This is a genomic window from Sagittula sp. SSi028 (genome assembly GCF_048553715.1).
Lineage (GTDB): Bacteria > Pseudomonadota > Alphaproteobacteria > Rhodobacterales > Rhodobacteraceae > Sagittula.
In genome coordinates, this window is sequence record NZ_JBLZNC010000003.1 from 29985 (window position 1) to 47931 (window position 17947).

Here is a 17947-nt window from a genome sequence, read left to right on the forward strand (position 1 = left end):
TATGAACAAGTTTCTGACCTCGGGCGCGGTGGCGCTGACCCTTGTTGCGGGTGGCGCACTGTATATGACGCAGACCGCACCGACCTCGGGCGGGATGGCGCTGCCGGGGGCCGCGATGGCCCAGTCCCAGGAAGGCGGCGCGGCCGAGGTGGACACCTCGACCATTGAGGACATGACCATCGGGGCCGAAGACGCACCGATCGAAGTGATTGAATACGCTTCGTATACCTGTCCGCATTGCGCCAGTGCGCACGCCAACCTGATCCCCCAGATCAAGGAAAACTATGTCGATACCGGCAAGGTGAAATTCACCTACCGCGAAGTGTATTTCGACAAATACGGCATGTGGGCGTCGATGATCGCGCGCTGTGGTGGGTCCGAGAAATTTTTTGGCATCACGGATATGATCTACAAGGCGCAGGACGATTTCCTTGCGCCCGCACGCGACGGTGACGAAGCCGGCACCGCCGATGAGCTGCGCAAGATCGGCCGTCTGGCAGGTCTCGACAGCGACCAGCTCGACGCCTGCCTGACCGACCAGAACAAGCTGCGCACGCTGCTGACATGGTATCAGGAAAACGCGACCCGTGACGACATCACGTCGACCCCGTCGTTCATGATTGATGGGCAGAAGTATTCCAACATGAACTACGCGGATTTCGCAGAGATTCTGGACGAGAAGCTCGGCGAATGACGTCCGCGCCCAATGGCCCCCTCGCGGGGGTCAAAGTCATTGAACTGGCCCGGATACTTGCCGGGCCGTTCGCCGGCCAGACGCTTGCGGATCTGGGCGCCGAGGTCATCAAGGTCGAGGCCCCCGCAGGCGATGATACGCGCCGCTGGGGCCCGCCCTTTATCGAGACCGAGTCCGAGACAACCGCCGCCTATTTCCATTCCTGCAACCGTGGCAAATCCTCTGTCGTGGTGGACCTGCGAACCCCCGAAGGGCAGGCAGAGGTCCGTGCTCTGGTCGCGGAAGCGGACATTCTGATCGAGAATTTCAAGCTCGGCGGTCTGGCGAAATACGGTCTGGATTACGCATCGCTGTCAGAAGTGAACCCGCGGCTGATCTACTGTTCGATCACGGGGTTCGGTCAGGATGGGCCTTATGCGCATCGCGCGGGCTATGACTATATCATTCAGGGCATGTCCGGCTTTATGTCTATCACCGGCGACCCGGACGGCGCACCACAGCGGGCAGGCGTGGCCATCACCGATCTGTTCACGGGGCTTTATTCCGTGTCCGGCATCCTTGCAGCGCTGCATCAGCGGCATGTGACCGGCAAGGGGCAGCACATCGACATGGCGTTGCTGGATTGCGCGGTCTCTGCCATGGCCAATCAGGCGTTGAATTACCTCAGCACCGGCACCCCGCCGGAGCGGACGGGCAACTACCATCCCAATCTGACGCCCTATCAGGTCTTTGCCTGTGCGGACGGGCATATCATCATCGCCACCGGCAATGACGCCCAGTATCAGCGTCTGACGCGGGTTCTGGGGCTGGCGGATATGGCAACCGATCCCAGATTTCTGACCAACGCGGACCGGATCGCCAACCGTGAGGACATGACCAACAGGCTGACGGCTGCGACATCGCAAATGACGAAAGAGGCGCTCTTGGCGGCTTGCGAGGCGGATGGTATTCCCGCCGGTCCCATCAACTCGATGGACGAGGTCTTTGCCGACCCCCAAGTGGTGGCACGCGGGTTGCAGATCGCCCCCGACGGCGTGCCCGGTGTGCGCTCTCCCTTCCGGTTTTCGGACGCAGAGCTTGTGCTGGGCCGACCGGCACCGACGCTGGGACAGGGAAAATAGCCCTGCTGGTTTAGTTCAAAAGGGCGGGGTCATTCCCGCCCTTTTGCGTCAGGCCAGATGATCGACCACCATCATATGCTGCGCGAGGGTCTGCACCTCGTCCAGCCAGCGATTGACCAGCTTTGGATCAGAAGGCGCAGCAGTGACGCCCGGCGCGACCGCGCGGGCCAGCACTGCCTCCACCGCCCAGCTGACGGGGTGGGACACCAGCCGCGCCATCGCAGAGCCACGCGCATCCCCCCAGGCATCCATCACATAGGTCTTGTGGTAGACGGGACGCCCGTCCCGTTCCGCCTTGAGCGCGACACACATCACGACGCGATCCGGCTCGCCCTCGGCATAGGCATTTTCCGCCAAGAGCCGGTCCGCGATGTCTTGCAGCTTGGCATCCGAGGCTTGCGGGGCGACGCTGAAAATGTCGGCCCAAGCGTCGGCCCAGCCGTTCAGGCGCAGGGTGCCGCGCACGAAATCCTTTACCTGCCAGTCGGGATCAAAACCGTAATCGTCCATAAAGGGCAGGCTGTCGCGGTTCGGATAGACCTCAAAGCTTTCGGGCGTGGGCAGGGGGGCGTCATAGCGGCTGAGCGCCTCCCACGGGTGGGCGACCTCCAGCTCGGTGAAATGGCGGATCGACCGCGAGGGCGAGCGCAGCGCCTTGAGCACGCCCACGGGCGCCCAGCTGAATTTGTAGCGAAAGGCATTGGGCTCTTTGGGAACGCCGCCGCAGTAGGACGTAAACGAGACCGTGTTGCCGGCATCGAAGCCGCTGTCCGCGCGGTAGTCAGCAATCAGCCAATGCGCCATCAGATGATCAATGCCGGGGTCCAGCCCGACCTCGTTGACAAAGCACAGCCCCTTTTCGGCGGCCTGATCGTTCAGGCTGCGCATCTCGGGCGAGATATACGACGAGGATACAAAATGTGCACCCGCCGCCAGCGCACGTTCTGCAAGGGGCACATGCCAGTCGCCCGGAAGCATGGACACCACCACATCGCCGGGGTGCAGGGCCGCTGCCAGATCCTCCAGTGAAAAGCTGCGGATGTCTTCGGTCAGATCGCCCACGGCCTCTTGTGCCTTGGACATGGTCCGGTTCCAGACGGTCACAGGGGTATCGCTTTGCAGCAGGCGCCGCAGGCCGGGAACGGTCGACAGACCTGTGCCACACCAATGTACGGTCATGTTTCAGGCTCCTTTTGCGTGGTGGTGAAAGGTGTTGGCCGCGCGGCCCCAGACGCCCGCATCCACTGCGTCGAGCGTCTTGAGATGGGGCAAAAGCTGCTGAGCAAAATCCAGCGAGGATTCAAGCGGCAGCAGGGATGGCAGATTGTCGATGGCCATAACGTCCAGCGGCGGCGTGTCGTGCACGCGTGTCACCGGCTGGTCCCATGTGGTCGCCGCATCGTAGACCGGAACCGGATTGAACGGGCTGGTGGGGTCGCAGGCAATGTCCCCGATCACCCGAAGCTGGCGGTCCATGTCTCCGGCCTGAGGGGGGACAAACTGCGGCACACCATCGGTCGCAAGGATGCAGTTAAAAAACAGATCATGCGCGAGAACCTCCGGAAAGGGGCCGCCATGCGCGGTCTCGGCCATGTCCCAAGCGGTGGTCTGTATGCCGACCTCGTGACACAGGGCCGCCGCACCTGACCCCACGCGCCCCAGCGCGCCGATGATGATGGCACGGGGCAGTGCGCGCCCCTCGATGGCGGCCAGAACATCGGTGCGCATCGCCTGTGCATCCGGCCAGGTGGACACTGCCGGGCAAGGCTGGACCTGCACCTGCGCCCCATAGGCGAGCAGGGACACAGCCGCGCCCGCATAGCCTGCCCAGTAGCCAAAGGCCGCCACGCGCCGACCAGTGGCATCCACCAGATATTCCAGATCATACAGGGTGCCGCCGCCGCGTGTGAACCGGTCCAGAAACGCCTTTGCGCCGGTCTGGTTCTTATAGGCGTGGCCGAACATGATGTGGCGATGAACCAAAGGGCCGTCCCCTTCGGGCAGCTCCTTGAGGCCGAAAATCAGCGCATCGCGGGGGGCATCGGTCCATGATCCGTTGGCCGCGATCTCCGCGCCCGCGTCGGCAAAAGCCTGCGTCGGGATGATGCGGGTGGCGCTGTCCTCGACCGTGACGCGAAAACCGCGCGCCACCAGATCGCGCAACCCGTCCGGGGTCAGCCCCACACGTTCTTCGTTGGCGCGGTATTCCGCGCGGACCCAAAGATGCGTCATGGGCTCTCCTCCGTGGCCGTTCATCCTGTCAGAAGACACAGAACCCACGACGCCCTGCCGGTGCAACCCTGATCTGCAGCAACGGTGCCGTTGCAGCATGGCAAAAGCCGGATCGCGGCAAAACCTGCCTAGAGATGCGACCGCGCAAAACGGCGTTCGGGCGTATCGAGATGCGGCAAAGCATTGAATTGCGTCAGCAGCAGCGTCTCTCCCAAAGGCTGGATACGGTGAAGCGAGGTGTTCTCGATCGCGATACAGGCGGCGGCCAGCGCCGCCACATCCAGACGCATCACAATCCGCATGGCCATGCCGATCAACCCGCCAGAGGTCACCACCAAGGCGCGCCCATCCCCCGCCGCGATTTCGGTCAGCGCGTCGCGCACGCGGGTCTCGAAATCCGCGAAACGTTCGGGTGCCCCTTCGATCCGGTCACGCTGCCACAGGTCAAAGACGCGGGGCAGGTGGGTGACAAAGCCCTCGCGGTCGGACGGCATGGCCAGCCCGTGTTCCTGTTCAACCGCGGTGGCCAGATCGAAATAGGCCATCTCGTTCAGGCGGGGATCCTGCACTGGTGCGTGATCGCAATCGGCGGCAATTCCCTCGGCAGTTTCGATATGGCGGCGCAGGGTGCCGGTGTAGACGCGGGCAAACTGTTCGTGCGTGTCGCGCAGATGCCCGCCCAACCAGCGCGCCTGTTGCCAGCCCAGATCGCTCAGCCGGTCATAGCTGATTTCGTCGCGGGCTTCGGTATTGGCCTGACCGTGGCGAACAAGGGTCACATGCGACATCTGGATAGGCTCCTGTAAACTGCGCGGCCAGCAGTACGCGCTCTGCGGAGGCAGGAAAAGCCTTGTTTGCTTGTGCGGTTGCGGGACCTCGGGGCTGGAAACTGATGGCAAAACCCCCTAAATGAGCCTCGGACCCGTTTTCAGCACCAAGGATTTGGCCCGTGAACCAAGCACACCCCGGACGCACCACGCGAGAAGGCATTCGCATCCATTCGGACGCGGATTTCGAAGGGATGCGCAAGGCAGGGCAGATCACGGCGCAGATCCTCGACGAGGTGGCCGAGCTGGTCGATGTGGGCAAAACCACCGGCGAGCTTGATGATTTCATCACCCGTCGCGTGACCGAACTGGGCACGACCTCTGCCACCATCGGCTACAAGGGGTATCAGCATGCCTCCTGCATCTCGGTCAACCATGTGGTGTGCCACGGCATCCCCGGCGACAAGGTGCTCAAGGACGGGGATATCCTGAACATTGACGTGACCGTTATTCTGGACGGTTGGTTCGGTGACAGCTCGCGGATGTATGTGGCGGGCAAGCTGCCGCGCAAGGCCGAGCGGCTGATCCAGATCACCCATGATTCGCTGATGAAGGGGATCGATGCGGTCAAACCGGGCAACACCTTTGGTGACATCGGCCACGCCATCCAAAGCTATGTGGAGGCGCAGCGCATGTCGGTTGTGCGCGATTTCTGCGGCCATGGGCTGGGCCGCGTGTTCCACGCGCCGCCCAATGTGCTGCACTACGGCCGCCCGGGCACTGGCCCGCGTCTCGAAGAGGGGATGTTTTTCACCATCGAGCCGATGGTCAATCTGGGCCGTCCAGAGACCAAAGTGCTGGCCGATGACTGGACCGCCGTCACCCGTGACAAATCCCTGTCGGCGCAGTTTGAACACTCGGTCGGCGTAACGTCGGACGGGGTGGACATCTTTACCCTGTCACCGACAGGCCGCTTCCACCCGACCTACTGACACGGGCAGCGTATGAAAAAGGCCGCGCGGTGAGATCCGGCGCGGCCTTTTTGCGGTCTGGATGGCGGGGGGTTACCCCGTCCACTGCCAAAGCGCGGGTATGAACTGATAGGCGTCGCCGGACTTGCGCACATGGCCCACGCCGGGGAAGGGGAAGTGATACCCCAGAACCGCCATGCGATCCCGCGACGCCATGTCCAGCAGACGCAGACGGGTGTCCACCGTGGCCTCCGGGTTCATATCAAAGCTGTTCACCCAATCGGGATGGGCGAAATTCATATAGGCGTGGTTGATCGCATCGCCGAGCGCAATCAGCTGCTTGCCTTCGCTTTCGATCACCACGGAAATATGTCCGGGCGTATGGCCGGGGGTGTCGATGATCCGCACGCCCGGCACGACCTCTTGATCGTTGTGCAGCAAGGTCCAGTCGATCCCGTCAGTCTGCAGCGCCTCTGCCGCGCCTTCGGCGATACGCTTCATGTCGTCGGACAGACCTGCGGCCAACCCGTCCTGCAGCCAGAACTGATGCTCCCCGCCAGAGACAAAGTGATTGGCCTGCGGCAACACCGCCCCGCCAGTGGCATCGCGCACGCCCCAGATGTGATCGGGGTGCGCATGTGTGATGACCACATGGGTGATCGTTTGCGGATCAATGCCAGCGGCGGCCAGATTGCCCATCAGTTTGCCAGCGGTCGGCATGAACCGACCACCAGAGCCCGCATCGACCAGCACGACGGCCTCTCCGATCTCGATCACCAGATGGTTGGTGTGCGCCACATTTGTGTCCACGGACAGGAAATAGCTTTGCAGAAAGCGTGCCACATCGCGCGGGTCGACGTTGACACCCAGATGCGCTGCGGGCGTCTCCAGCCAACCGTCGGACACGACAGTCAGTTTGGCGGCCCCAAGGGTAAAGCTGAAATGCTGTGGATTGCCCGCAGCGGTTGCGCCCAAGGCCTGCGCGCGCGCCGTGGCGGGCAGCAACAAGGTGGGGGCAGCAACGGCCATCGACAAAATGTCACGGCGACTGGGGCGGGTCATGGACACTGGCGCAATCTCCCTTTGCGAATATGTGAACCGGCGCGCGATGTTAGCACCGGTTGGCGACAAATCTACTAAAATTGATGGGAGGGGAGCGCAGCGTAAAATTCCCCTCAAAGGTGCATTTGTTTAGGAACGGCAACAGGTTTGTGCCGCAGCGTTGTGACAGATCACGCTTGCGGGCTTGTGCATTGCCCAACAGGTTAATAGGTCAACAGCATCGCTGCGTCTCGCAGCATGACAGGGAAGGAGCCCCGATGACCCGTTTCTGGATGACCGCCGCGCTTGCCGCGACACTTTCCGCCTCCAGCGCCTATGCCCAAGAGGTCACGCTGCGTTTTCAGCATTTCGTCTCTCCCAATTCCGCCAACCCGCGGTATTTCATCGAACCCTGGGCCGAAAAGATCGAGACTGAGAGCGATGGCCGCATCAAGGTGGAGATCTACCCCTTCATGCAATTGGGCGGCTCTGCGCCGGAACAATATGACCTGATCGTCGATGGCATCATTGATGGCGGCTGGGTCATTCCGGGCTACACTGCAGGTCGTTTCCCTGAAACCGAGGCGATGGAGCTGCCCTTTATGGGGCCAAAATCCGGGGAACAGGCGTCGATTGCGGCGTGGAATTTCACCCAGAAATACCTGATGGACGATTTCGAGGACGTGCATCTGATCGCGGCGCATATGCATGGCCCCGGTCTGGTCCACCTCAAGGGTGAAGGCCCCAAGACGGTCGAGGACCTGCAGGGCAAAAAGCTGCGCGGCCCGTCGCGCACCGCCACAATGTTGCTGGAAAAACTGGGCGCCAGCCCCATCGGCATGCCGGTCCCGCAATTCCCCGAAGCGCTGTCCAAGGGCGTTCTGGACGGCGGCGTGATCACATGGGAAATGGCGCCCTCGCTCAAGCTCGATGAGCTGACCGACAGCCATACCGACGTGGCAGGCGACGATGCCCTGTACAACCTGTTCTTCATCTGGGCGATGAACAAGGACATCTACGAAAGCTTGCCCGACGATCTACGGGCGGTGATCGATGCGAACTCCGGTCTTGAGACTTCTGCCTGGGCGGGACGTGCTCACGACACCGGCGACACGTGGGGCAAGGATCTGATGGCCGAGGCCGGCAACGAGATCAACGAGCTGTCCGAGGCCGAAACCGACCGCCTGAAGGCGCTGGGCGAGGAGGTCACGCAGGAATGGATCGCAGACATGGACAGCAAGGGTCTTCCCGGTCAGCAACTTGTCGATGACGCGCGCGCCATGGTCGAAGAGGCGCGCGCGACCGAATAATCCTGTCGCGGCTGACAGCTTTGGGCCACCATCGGATCATTCCGGTGGTGGCCTTTTTATGTGGCACTTGGGGTGGTGTCGGCCCCAAGGCGTGGCCTTGGCAAAGACAGGCGGGGGATGCTGGGCTAGGCTCGCCCTATGACACCTGATGCCCTATTCACGCCATTGACCCTGCCCTGCGGGGTGGTTCTGAAAAACCGGATCGTCAAATCAGCGATGTCGGATTCGCTGGGGGACGGGCGCGGCGATCCGACTGCGGCGCAGTCGCGGCTTTACAGGCGTTGGGCCGAAGGCGGCGTTGCGGCGTCCATTATCGGCGAGGTGCAAGGCAATCCCGAAGCCGCCGAAAAGCCCGGAAACCTTGTGCTGTCAGAGGGATCGGATCACGCGGCCTTACAGACTTTGGCGCAAGCAGGGGCGGCGCAGGGCGCGCAGCTTTGGGTGCAACTGGGACACGCGGGCGCAATGGCGCATCCGCCGATCAGCACGCCCAAGGGGCCGTCAGATCTGGCGATCGGCAGTTTGCGCTGCGCGGCGATGACCACGCTCGACATCACCGCGCTGCCGTTTGAATTTGCCCGCACCGCCGCATGGGCCAAAGCGGCCGGATTTGGCGGCGTGCAGGTGCATGCGGCCCACGGGTTCCTGTTAAGCCAGTTTTTGTCGCCCTTGTTCAACCGGCGCAGCGATGCCTACGGCGGGCGCATCGAAAACCGGATGCGCCTGTTGCTGGAGGTGATTGACGCGGTGCGCGATGCGGTTGGCCCCGACTATCCGGTGGCCGTCAAGCTGAACGCGAGCGACCAGCTCGAAGGCGGGTTCGACCACGAGGACGCGCTGGCGGTGGTTGCGGCACTGGACCGCAGCCCGATCGACCTGATCGATATCAGCGGCGGAACCTACTTTCCCGGTGCACGCTCGGCATCGGATAGCGGAGGCAAGGGGCCGTACTTTATCGATTTTGCCAAGGCAGCGCGCGCCTTGACGGACATGCCTCTGATGCTGACCGGTGGGATCAAAACCCGCGCGCAGGCTGTGGACGTGCGGCAAAGCGGTGTTGATCTGATCGGGCTTGCGCGTGGCCTGATCCTCTCGCCGTCGTTGCCGCAGTTATGGTGGGAAGAGGTGGCATCGGACCCGCAATTCCCACGATTTGAGAACCTGCCAGAGGGCGGCGTTACCGCGTGGTATACAATGCGTATGGCACATCTTGCCGGAGCAGGGCCTGATTATTCACCGCAAGATCTGCCACAGGCGTTGGCCGACTATGAGGCGCGCGATACCCAAAGGGCGGCGTCATGGACGGCGCGGTTTCGTGGTAAATGACCCTGCGCGTGTTCAGGCGCGCAGCACGGTCACATGGGTATCGCCGTAGCGTCGGCTGTCCTCGATCTCCAGCCCGGCTGGGGCGGTTTGGGGGCTGTTTTCCTCCCAGACGATCAGCGCGCCCTCCGCGATCCAGCCCTGTATGCGGGCGCTGTCCAGCGCCTTTTGTCCCAGCCCCTTGCCATAGGGGGGATCGAGAAAGATCAAACTGGCCGCTGTTTCCGCGCGGGGCAGGCGCAGGGCGTCCGTCCCCAGCAGGCGCGCACGATCAGCGCAGTCCAGCGTTCTAATATTCTCTCGGATCAGGGATTGGCCCGCGCGGCCTTTTTCCACCAAGGTTGCCGACTGCGCACCGCGCGACAGCGCCTCCAGCGCCAGCGCGCCGGTGCCTGCGAACAGATCCATCACCACGGCATCGTCAAACGGATCGCCAAAGCGTCCGCCGCCAAGCATGTTGAACAGGCTTTCGCGCACGCGGTCGGTGGTGGGGCGCAGATGCGCGCCGGGATCGCCCTTGCCCACGCTGGCCAAACGCCGTCCGCGCCAGTCTCCGGCGATAATTCTCATCGCAATAGGGCTTTCAGCTCGGTCTGCGGATCGGCCAAGGCGTCCGGCGCAGGCGATTTTCCGGCCTCGATCAGACGTTTGCCAACCATATAGCCACGGGGGTCGTTGATGGCATCCACCGCCAGCAACGTGTCCGCCTCGAAATACCAATGCGACCGCGCTTCGCCATCTTGGCGCACGACGACGCGGTCGTAGCCTGTGTTCAAACCCGCGATCTGCAGTTTGACATCGTATTGATCCGACCAGAACCAAGGCTTGGCGGTGTAGTCACGCCCTCCGCCCATGATGTTATCGGCCACAAGCTCGCCCATATCTAAGGCATTGCCCACGCTTTCAAGCCGGATACGCCCCGCCCCATGGGGGAAGGAGGCGCAGTCACCCGCGGCCCAGATGGCCGGGTCACTGCAGCGCCCTTGGGCGTCCACGGCGATACCGTTGAGGATCTCCAGCCCGGCGGCCTCTGCAAGGTCCTGCGCGGGGGTGATGCCGACGCCGACAATGACCAGATCGACGTCCAGCGTGCTGCCATCAGACAGCTCTGCGCCGGTCACATGGTCGCCGCCGGTCAGACGGGTCAGCCCCACGCCTTCGCGCAGGTCGACGCCGTGGCCCCGGTGCAAGTCGCGAAACACGTCAGAGGTCTCGGGCGCGGCGACCCGTTGCAGGATCCGCTCCGCTGCTTCGACCAGAGTAACCGTCAGGCCAAGCTTGGAACAGACCGCCGCCGCTTCGAGCCCGATATAGCCGCCGCCGACCACAAGCACCCGTTTGCCGCTGCTGCACACGGGCTGCATCGCGTCCACATCAGCCAGTGTACGCACTGTGTATACGCCGCCCAGATCGCCGCCAATCGCGGCGGGCAGACGCCGTGGCAGGGAGCCGGTACACAACACCAGATCATCGTAGGCCAGCGCCTCTCCCCCGGCCATCACCATCTTTGCCGCGCGGTCGATCCCAGTGGCTTTCGCGTTCAGGCGCAGATCGATTGCGTTGTCGTCGTAGTAGCTTTGCGGGCGCAGATACAGGCGCTCCTCGGCCATATCGCCCAGCAGATAAGCCTTGGACAACGGCGGGCGCTGGTAGGGGGGCACGGGTTCCTCGCCCACCAATGTGATCCGTCCATCGAAGCCTTTGCTGCGCAAGCGGGCCACACAGGACGCCGCCGCCTGTCCGCCCCCTACAACGACGACTTTGCCCATTGTGTTGTTCCTCGCAATACGTTTGCCTTTGTCGGGCGCACACTATTTACCGGACCATAGAAACGCAATTCCAAGGAGGGATAGAACAATGGCGATTTCCAAAGGTGATATGCTGCCCGAAGCCACGCTGCTGCGTGTTGGCGAAAACGGGCCGGAGACGGTCGAACTGGGCGCTTTGGTCAAAGGGCGCAAGGTCGTGATCTTTGCTTTGCCGGGCGCCTACACCGGCACCTGCACCAATGCCCACGTGCCGTCCTTTATCGAGAACAAGGACGCCTTTGCCGCCAAGGGCGTCGAAGAGATCATCTGCATCGCGGTCAACGACCCCTTTGTGATGGACAGCTGGTCGCGCCACACAGGTGGCGACAAGGCGGGGATCACCTTCCTTGCAGACAGCGAAGCCAATTTTACCAAGGCGATGGGCATGGAATTCACAGCACCGCCCGCCGGTCTGATCGACCGCTCCAAGCGCTACGCCATGATCGTGGATGATGGCAAGGTGGTCGAGCTGAACCTCGACGAGAACCCCGGCGTTTGCGAAAGCTCCTGCGGCTCTGCGGTTCTGGACCTGCTGTAAGACAAGGGCGTCACGGCCATTGCAGCCGTGGCGCCTGCCCCAAGGGGATCATGCCAAAAAACATGGCCCCGCGCCGGAACGTCAGCGGCACATCCAGCGTATCGCGTTGCCCTGACAGGCCTGCTGCAAGCGTCAGCGCATCCTCCAACGGATCAGCCAGAGCATCTGGCAGCGTGCCGATGTCGCGCGCCTGATCCAGCAAGGCTTTCCAATTGACCGCCCGCAATGCGATCTCACCGTCCATGCGTCCCTCGGCATCGGCGGTCACGCCACCGCTCAGGTCAAGCTCCAGCTCCGCATGTCGATAAGATGCCTGCACAATGTCCACGGCGCGCGGGGCAGGGCGGTCGCCGCTTAGGGCATCCAGCGTCCATGGCTGCGCGAACTCCGTCAGCAGTTGCAGGGTCAGCGCGTCTGACCCGCCCCCGTTCAGGCCGGACTGCGGGGCGGCGATCCCGGTGGAGGACGCCGCCAGCCGGTACTGCGTGCCGGTGGTGCGGTGGAAATTCAACAGCGGTTGGGCCAGCGCGATCTGCGCCTCCGCGCCGGTGATGTTCAGCGTGCGCGCCTCGACATTGAGCCGCGCGATGACGTCGTCCTCTTCGACCAGCGAGGCGCGCAACCCGTCAGAGGCGATTTGCAGATCATGCTCCGCGGTGATGATCCGCTGCGTGTCCGCAAAGGCAAGGATCACGTGATCGCGCCGGTAGCTGAGCCCGAGGATCTGAACAAAAGGCGTCTGCCAGCCGGTTCCACTGTCGGGATCGCGGATGTCGGGCTGCGTGATCGTCACATCCAGCCGCGACGGAAACCCGCGCACCGTCAGATCGTCATAGGCGGCGGTCCAGCCTTCGGCGCGGCGGGCGTCAAACCAGTCCTCGATGCTACCGCGCAGCGCCTGCGCCTGCACAAACCAGTAGCCGCTCCAGATCAGGGCCGCCGCCAGAACCACTGCTACATACCGTTTCACATCAAGCCTCTTTGCATTGCCGCCCGCGCAGGGGTACAGGGCGGGGTGTACACCGAACACAGGCCCGCGCCTAGCTGCGCGAGAGGGGAAGATATGTCGCTTTGGGTCTTTGGCTACGCGTCCTTGTTGTGGAATCCGGGCTTTGAGGTTGCAGAACGCGTGCAGGCCCGTCTGCACGGGTTTTCGCGCAGTTTCTGCATGTATTCGATCCACCATCGCGGGACGGTCGAACGCCCCGGGCTGGTCATGGCGCTGGATGCCGAAGAGGGCGCGCATTGTGACGGCGTGGCGCTGCGCGCCGCCGATGGCACAGAGGCCGAGACATTGGCCTACCTGCGTGACCGCGAACTGGTGTCATCGGCCTATTACGAAAAGCACGTGCCGCTTGAGCTGACCACCGGCCACCGGATCGAGGCGCTGGCCTATGTCATTGACCCCGACCACGAACAATACTGCAAGCTGTCTTTGGACGAACAGGCCCGCATTATCGCCGGGGCTGTGGGCGGGCGGGGGCCGAACCCTGAATACCTGCACAACACCGCCAACCATCTTGATGAGCTGGGCATTCCCGATCCGGACCTGCAATGGCTCAGCCGTCAGGTCAGTGCCCTGACGACGGGCTAAAGGGGCGACGTTTCAGCAACATATTGGCTGTAACCTGCGCGCTTGTGCCTGCGTCACGGATAAGCCCTTGGCGGGGCGCTGCGAAACCCGTACCAATTAACCAAGTATCACAAAGTGTCAGGTGTCCCTATGGACCAGCCCGACCGCGAGGCCGAGCCGCATTTCTCTCATCCCGTCCGTCAGATCGTTCTGATGCTGGCGGTTCTTGCGCTGTCTGCGCTGGGGGCCGTTCTGGCCGCGCCCAGTGTCCTGCCGGTGTTCGAGGCCAATCCCTATCTGAACGGGTTCATCCTGTTGGTCTTCCTGTGCGGGGTTTTTGCCTGTTTCTGGCAGGTGCTCAGCCTGATGTCGGCGGTGCGCTGGATCGAGCGGTTCACGGCCAGCGGCGATCAGGGAGTGCGCGTTCAGGCGCCGACCTTGCTGGCACCGCTTGCGACGCTGCTGGGCAGTCGTCGGGACCGGCGGATGCAGATCAATACGACCTCGACCCGCTCCATTCTGGAATCCGTGGCGCAGCGCATCGACGAGGCGCGCGAAATCACGCGCTATATCGTCTCGCTTTTGATCTTTCTCGGGCTGTTGGGGACCTTTTACGGACTTGCAACGACGGTGCCCGCGCTGGTCGAAACGATCCAGTCCCTTGCCCCGTCCGAGGGGGAAAGCGGCGTCGCGGTCTTTGGCCGATTGATGTCCGGCCTTGAAAGCCAGCTTGGCGGGATGGGCGTGGCCTTTGCCTCGTCCTTGTTGGGGCTGGCCTGTTCGCTGATCGTGGGCCTTCTGGAACTGTTTGCAGGCCACGGGCAGAACCGGTTCTACCGCGAGCTTGAGGAATGGCTGTCCTCCATCACCCGCATCGGATTCTCCTCTGATGGCGACGGTCCCGATCTGGGGGCCGCCGGTGTGGTTCTTGACCAGATGGCCGACCAGATGGAGAGGATGCAGTTCCTGTTTGCCGAGGCCGAGCAGAGCCGCTCCGAGGTGGATATGCGCCTGTCGCAGCTGGCTGACAGCATCGAACGCATGACCGAGCGGATGGAGGCCACGGCCCCTTCGGCGCAGGCATTGGCCCGCGTGGCCGAAGGGCAGGAACATCTCGCCGAGGCGATCCGGTCCAAGGAAGCCAACGAAGGGCTCGACGCGGAAAGCCGGATGCGCCTGCGGTCGATCGACGTGCAGATGCTGCGAATTCTCGAAGAAATCAGCGCGGGCCGTCAGGAAAGCATGGCCGAGCTGCGCACCGATATCTCTGCCCTGTCGCGGGCCATTGGCGCGTCCCGGGGCACACGTCCGCGGGGCGAATAGACCATGGCCCTGTCGCGACGCACAGGCGCACGGTTTCAGGCCAACATCTGGCCCGGTTTCGTCGATGCGATGACGGGTCTGCTGCTGGTCCTGACCTTTGTACTGTCGATCTTCATGGTGATCCAGTTTGTGCTGAACGAGACGATCACTGGTCAAGAAAGCGAGCTGGATTCGCTGTCGACCGAATTGCTGGCCTTGTCCGAGGCGCTGGGCGTGGAGCGGCGTCGCTCGGCGGCCTTGTCGTCGGATGTGGATGAGCTGCGCGCCTCTTTGGGGGATCGCGAGGCCGAGCTGACCGATGCAGAGGCTTTGATTGCCACGCTTACACAGACGCGCGACGCGCAGGCCGCTGAACTGGATGCCGCAGCCGCGCGGATCACCGCCTTCGAATCACAGGTGGCATCGCTTTTGTCGGAACGCGAGACGCTGACCGCCGAGCTTGGCGCGGCGCAGACCGATCTGGACGCACAGGCTGAGGCCGCCGCCTTGGCGGAACGCCGCCGCGCGGCTTTGGAGGCGCTGATTGCCGACCTGCGCGCCCGCAACGCGGACAGCACCGCACAGGCCGGGGCCTTGTCCGCTGAGCTGGAAGAGTTGGAACAGGCTCTGTCCGAAGAGGAAGCCGCCAAGCTGGCGGAGGCCGAAGCCGCCCGCGCCTTGCGTGCCCGACTGGAAAACGCCGATGCCGAGCTGACGGCCATGACGCTGGCCTTGGAAGAGGCGCGCGCCGAGGCGGAGGAAACCCTGACCTTGCTGGCAGCGGCCCGTGCGGCTGAAACCGACCTGAACGCGCGACTGGCCGAGGCGCTCTTGGCGGGGCAACAAACCTCTGCCGATATGCAGGACCGGATCGACGCGCTTGAGGCGCGGCTGGCGGATGCGCAGGCGGCGGGGGCCGAAACCGACGAACGGGTGTCCGGTCTGCGCGATGATCTGTTGGCCGCACAAGAGGCGCGCCGCGCCGCAGAAGAAGCCCGCGCCGCCGAGGAACAGGCCCGCAATGCCGCCGAACGGGATCTGGCCGCGCTGCAGGCCGACGCGCAGACCCGCGCCACGCAATTGTCCGACCTGTCCGCCAAACTCGCGCAGGCACTTGCGCAAATCGCCGCCTCCGAGGCGCAAGAGGAAGAGATTGCCCGTCTGCAGGCGCGCAATGCAGAGCTGGTGTCGGATCTCGCCGCGTCGCAGGGGGAGGTGAGCGACGGCGCCTCTGCCCTGTCCGCCGCCGAAGAAGCCACCCGCACCCTGCGCGCAGAGCTGACGCAGGCCCGCAGTGATCTGGTCACCGCGCGCTCTGCCATCGAAGAGGCCCGCGCCGAGGCGGAAACCCTGCGCGCGCAACTGGAGGCACAGGCGGCGTCGGACGACACCACATCGCTGGAAGAACAATTGGCCGCCGCCTTGGCCGCCCGCGTGACGGCGCAAACCACGGCTGCCGAAGCCCGCGACAGGCTGGCCGCAGCATTGGCGGCGCAACGCGCGGCAGAACAGGCGCAGCAACAGGCAATGGACGCGGCAGACCAGCGTCAGGCCCTGTTGGCGCAAGCCCGTGATGAGCTGGCGCAAACCCGCGAAGCGGCCGGGGAATCGCAATTGCGGGTCGAGGCGTTGAACCGCAGCGTGGCCGAGCTGCGCGCGCAGTTGTCACAGCTGCAAGCGCTGCTCGATGACAGCAAGGCGCGTGATGCCGCAGCGCAGGTACAGCTGGAAAACCTCGGGTCGGAATTGAACGCGGCGCTTGCCCGTGTGGCGCAGGAAGAACGCCAGCGGCGCAGGCTCGAAGAAGAAGAGCGTCGCCGGCTGGAGGCCGAAAAAGCCGATCTGGAGCGGTTCCGGTCGGAATTCTTCGGGCGTCTGCGCGAGGTGGTCGGCGACCGCGACGGTATTCGGATCGAAGGGGACCGGTTTGTCTTCTCCTCCGAAGTGCTGTTTGAACTGGGGTCCGCGGATCTGTCGCCTTTGGGCCAGCGCGAAATTTCCAAAGTGGCGAATATCCTGCGCGGCATTGCGTCGGACATCCCCGAAGGCATCGACTGGATCATCCGCGTGGACGGCCATACGGACAACATTCCGGTGCGGGCCAACAGCACCTTCGAGGACAACTGGGATCTCAGTCAGGCGCGCGCCCGCGCCGTGGTGCGCGAGATGATCGACAGCTACGGCATCCCGCCGAACCGGCTGGCGGCAAACGGTTTTGGCCAGTACCAGCCGGTGGATCCGTCGAACACCGCCGCCGCACGCGCCCTGAACCGCCGGATCGAACTGAAGCTGACCGAACGCTAGGGGCGGTCCTGCACGGTGGTGTGGGCAAACCGATGGGCGATCACCTGACCTTTGCGGGTGAGCGTGGCCTCTCCCAGATAGTCTCCGGGTGGCCAGCCCGCGTCAGGGGCGCGGCGGCCTGCGGCCCGCATCGTGCTGACTTGCGGGGTTTTCAGGATGATGGTGCGGTGAAAGACTTCTCCCTCCGGGCCATGCGCCTCAAGAGTTAACAGATCGCCATGTTGGGCGTGGGCGGCATGGGCGTAGATGACCAGCGGTGCGCTTGTGGGACTGACGGCCACGCGGGCGGATCCGCTGGTAACGGCCTCCAGATCCGGCAGGCGGTCTGAAAAGCCCGCCGTGATCAGGCCGGTGTCAGTATAGGGCAGGGGCGTGGCCCAAAGGCTGTCGCCCGTTTCGCCGCATGCAGCGCTGTCGGGGGCGAACGGGTCCACCACTCGTCCGTTGTGCAGCAGACCAAGATGCAGATGGGGGTGGTTGGTCTGGCCGGACAGGCCGACCCCGCCCAGTTGATCGCCCGTTTGCACCCTGTCGCCGACAGCAACGGCAATCGAGCCTTCAGCGAGGTGGCAATAGACCGTCTGCCAGCCGTCGCCGTGATCGACCACCACGGCATTGCCGCAGGCGTTTTGCGGCGTCACCCCGGCCATGGTCCGGTCGTCCACCATGCCGTCGCGGGTGCGCAAGACCTGTCCTGCCGCAGCCGCACGCACCGGCGTGCCCAACGCGTCAAACGACAGCAAGGCAATGTCGGTGCCTTTGTGACCGTCGCGACTGTTGATGCCACAGGTGAAATCGCGCTGCTGGTTGGGGCGTGGGTCGTGATCGACGTAATCCTCGATAAAGCAGGTCTGGCCCATAGTGCAGTCGACGGGAAAGGTCAGCATCGGTTGCGCCAGCACGGGCGAGGGCCAGAGCAGGGTGGCAATCGACAGGTTACGTAGGAAAATCATGGCGGGGATA

17 protein-coding genes are annotated in these 17947 nt (G+C 63.6%); 9 read left to right on the forward strand and 8 right to left on the reverse strand.

What is annotated here, in order from left to right; all coding sequences use genetic code 11:
* Nucleotide 1 precedes the first annotated feature (1 nt).
* Together ACN5AZ_RS06310 and ACN5AZ_RS06315 are read left to right on the forward strand one after the other, a co-directional pair.
* Entirely contained in the window at nucleotides 2–694 is a 693-nt protein-coding gene (locus ACN5AZ_RS06310) for a DsbA family protein (protein WP_419428016.1), read from the forward strand.
* A complete protein-coding gene (locus ACN5AZ_RS06315) occupies nucleotides 691–1815 on the forward strand; it encodes a CaiB/BaiF CoA transferase family protein (RefSeq protein WP_419428017.1) in 1125 nt (374 codons plus the stop codon). Before ACN5AZ_RS06310 ends, ACN5AZ_RS06315 begins: the two co-directional genes overlap by 4 nt.
* Nucleotides 1816–1863: 48 nt before the next feature.
* Here ACN5AZ_RS06315 and ACN5AZ_RS06320 read toward each other — a convergent pair whose 3' ends face one another.
* From ACN5AZ_RS06320 to ACN5AZ_RS06330, 3 genes are all read right to left on the reverse strand, one after another.
* A complete protein-coding gene (locus ACN5AZ_RS06320; RefSeq protein WP_419428018.1) occupies nucleotides 1864–2994 on the reverse strand; it encodes a saccharopine dehydrogenase family protein in 1131 nt (376 codons plus the stop codon).
* 3 nt (nucleotides 2995–2997) lie between these two features.
* On the reverse strand, nucleotides 2998–4047 hold the full coding sequence (locus tag ACN5AZ_RS06325) for a saccharopine dehydrogenase (RefSeq protein ID WP_419428019.1): 1050 nt from the start codon (nucleotides 4045–4047) through the stop codon (nucleotides 2998–3000).
* A gap of 128 nt (nucleotides 4048–4175) precedes the next feature.
* Nucleotides 4176–4835: a histidine phosphatase family protein gene (locus tag ACN5AZ_RS06330; RefSeq protein WP_419428020.1), complete on the reverse strand. Its 660-nt coding sequence runs from the start codon at nucleotides 4833–4835 to the stop codon at nucleotides 4176–4178.
* A 161-nt stretch (nucleotides 4836–4996) separates the two neighbouring features.
* On the opposite strand from ACN5AZ_RS06330, the gene map reads away from it, so the two are divergent.
* Entirely contained in the window at nucleotides 4997–5806 is an 810-nt protein-coding gene (map, locus tag ACN5AZ_RS06335) for a type I methionyl aminopeptidase (RefSeq protein ID WP_419428021.1), read from the forward strand.
* A gap of 72 nt (nucleotides 5807–5878) precedes the next feature.
* Here map and ACN5AZ_RS06340 read toward each other — a convergent pair whose 3' ends face one another.
* A complete protein-coding gene (locus ACN5AZ_RS06340) occupies nucleotides 5879–6853 on the reverse strand; it encodes an MBL fold metallo-hydrolase (RefSeq protein WP_419428022.1) in 975 nt (324 codons plus the stop codon).
* A gap of 251 nt (nucleotides 6854–7104) precedes the next feature.
* Here ACN5AZ_RS06340 and ACN5AZ_RS06345 point away from each other — a divergent pair, with 251 nt between their 5' ends.
* Nucleotides 7105–8136 (forward strand): TRAP transporter substrate-binding protein, encoded by a 1032-nt coding sequence (locus tag ACN5AZ_RS06345; protein WP_419428023.1) that lies wholly within the window; start codon nucleotides 7105–7107, stop codon nucleotides 8134–8136.
* A gap of 138 nt (nucleotides 8137–8274) precedes the next feature.
* A complete protein-coding gene (locus ACN5AZ_RS06350) occupies nucleotides 8275–9462 on the forward strand; it encodes an oxidoreductase (RefSeq protein WP_419428024.1) in 1188 nt (395 codons plus the stop codon).
* A gap of 12 nt (nucleotides 9463–9474) precedes the next feature.
* On the opposite strand, the gene rsmD is transcribed toward ACN5AZ_RS06350, so the two are convergent.
* Nucleotides 9475–10029 (reverse strand): 16S rRNA (guanine(966)-N(2))-methyltransferase RsmD, encoded by a 555-nt coding sequence (gene rsmD / locus ACN5AZ_RS06355; RefSeq protein ID WP_419428025.1) that lies wholly within the window; start codon nucleotides 10027–10029, stop codon nucleotides 9475–9477.
* Nucleotides 10026–11228, reverse strand: coding sequence for an NAD(P)/FAD-dependent oxidoreductase (locus ACN5AZ_RS06360; RefSeq protein WP_419428026.1), 1203 nt, complete (start codon nucleotides 11226–11228; stop codon nucleotides 10026–10028). Before ACN5AZ_RS06360 ends, rsmD begins: the two co-directional genes overlap by 4 nt.
* A gap of 88 nt (nucleotides 11229–11316) precedes the next feature.
* On the opposite strand from ACN5AZ_RS06360, the gene ACN5AZ_RS06365 reads away from it, so the two are divergent.
* On the forward strand, nucleotides 11317–11805 hold the full coding sequence (locus ACN5AZ_RS06365; RefSeq protein WP_419428027.1) for a peroxiredoxin: 489 nt from the start codon (nucleotides 11317–11319) through the stop codon (nucleotides 11803–11805).
* 10 nt (nucleotides 11806–11815) lie between these two features.
* Here the strand turns inward: ACN5AZ_RS06365 and ACN5AZ_RS06370 are convergent, their stop codons facing one another.
* Nucleotides 11816–12775 (reverse strand): DUF2125 domain-containing protein, encoded by a 960-nt coding sequence (locus tag ACN5AZ_RS06370; RefSeq protein ID WP_419428028.1) that lies wholly within the window; start codon nucleotides 12773–12775, stop codon nucleotides 11816–11818.
* A gap of 93 nt (nucleotides 12776–12868) precedes the next feature.
* Here ACN5AZ_RS06370 and ACN5AZ_RS06375 point away from each other — a divergent pair, with 93 nt between their 5' ends.
* From ACN5AZ_RS06375 to ACN5AZ_RS06385, 3 genes are all read left to right on the forward strand, one after another.
* Entirely contained in the window at nucleotides 12869–13399 is a 531-nt protein-coding gene (locus tag ACN5AZ_RS06375) for a gamma-glutamylcyclotransferase (protein ID WP_419428029.1), read from the forward strand.
* Between the two features lie 129 nt (nucleotides 13400–13528).
* The gene (locus tag ACN5AZ_RS06380; RefSeq protein ID WP_419428030.1) at nucleotides 13529–14701 is read left to right on the forward strand and encodes a biopolymer transporter ExbB; all 1173 of its coding nucleotides are present in this window, start codon (nucleotides 13529–13531) and stop codon (nucleotides 14699–14701) included.
* 3 nt (nucleotides 14702–14704) lie between these two features.
* Complete coding sequence (locus ACN5AZ_RS06385) at nucleotides 14705–16984, forward strand: peptidoglycan -binding protein (protein ID WP_419428031.1); 2280 nt, start codon at nucleotides 14705–14707, stop codon at nucleotides 16982–16984.
* On the opposite strand, the gene ACN5AZ_RS06390 is transcribed toward ACN5AZ_RS06385, so the two are convergent.
* A complete protein-coding gene (locus ACN5AZ_RS06390; RefSeq protein ID WP_419428032.1) occupies nucleotides 16981–17937 on the reverse strand; it encodes a M23 family metallopeptidase in 957 nt (318 codons plus the stop codon). The two genes, ACN5AZ_RS06385 and ACN5AZ_RS06390, sit on opposite strands and share 4 nt — an antisense overlap.
* Between the last annotated feature and the right edge of the window lie 10 nt (nucleotides 17938–17947).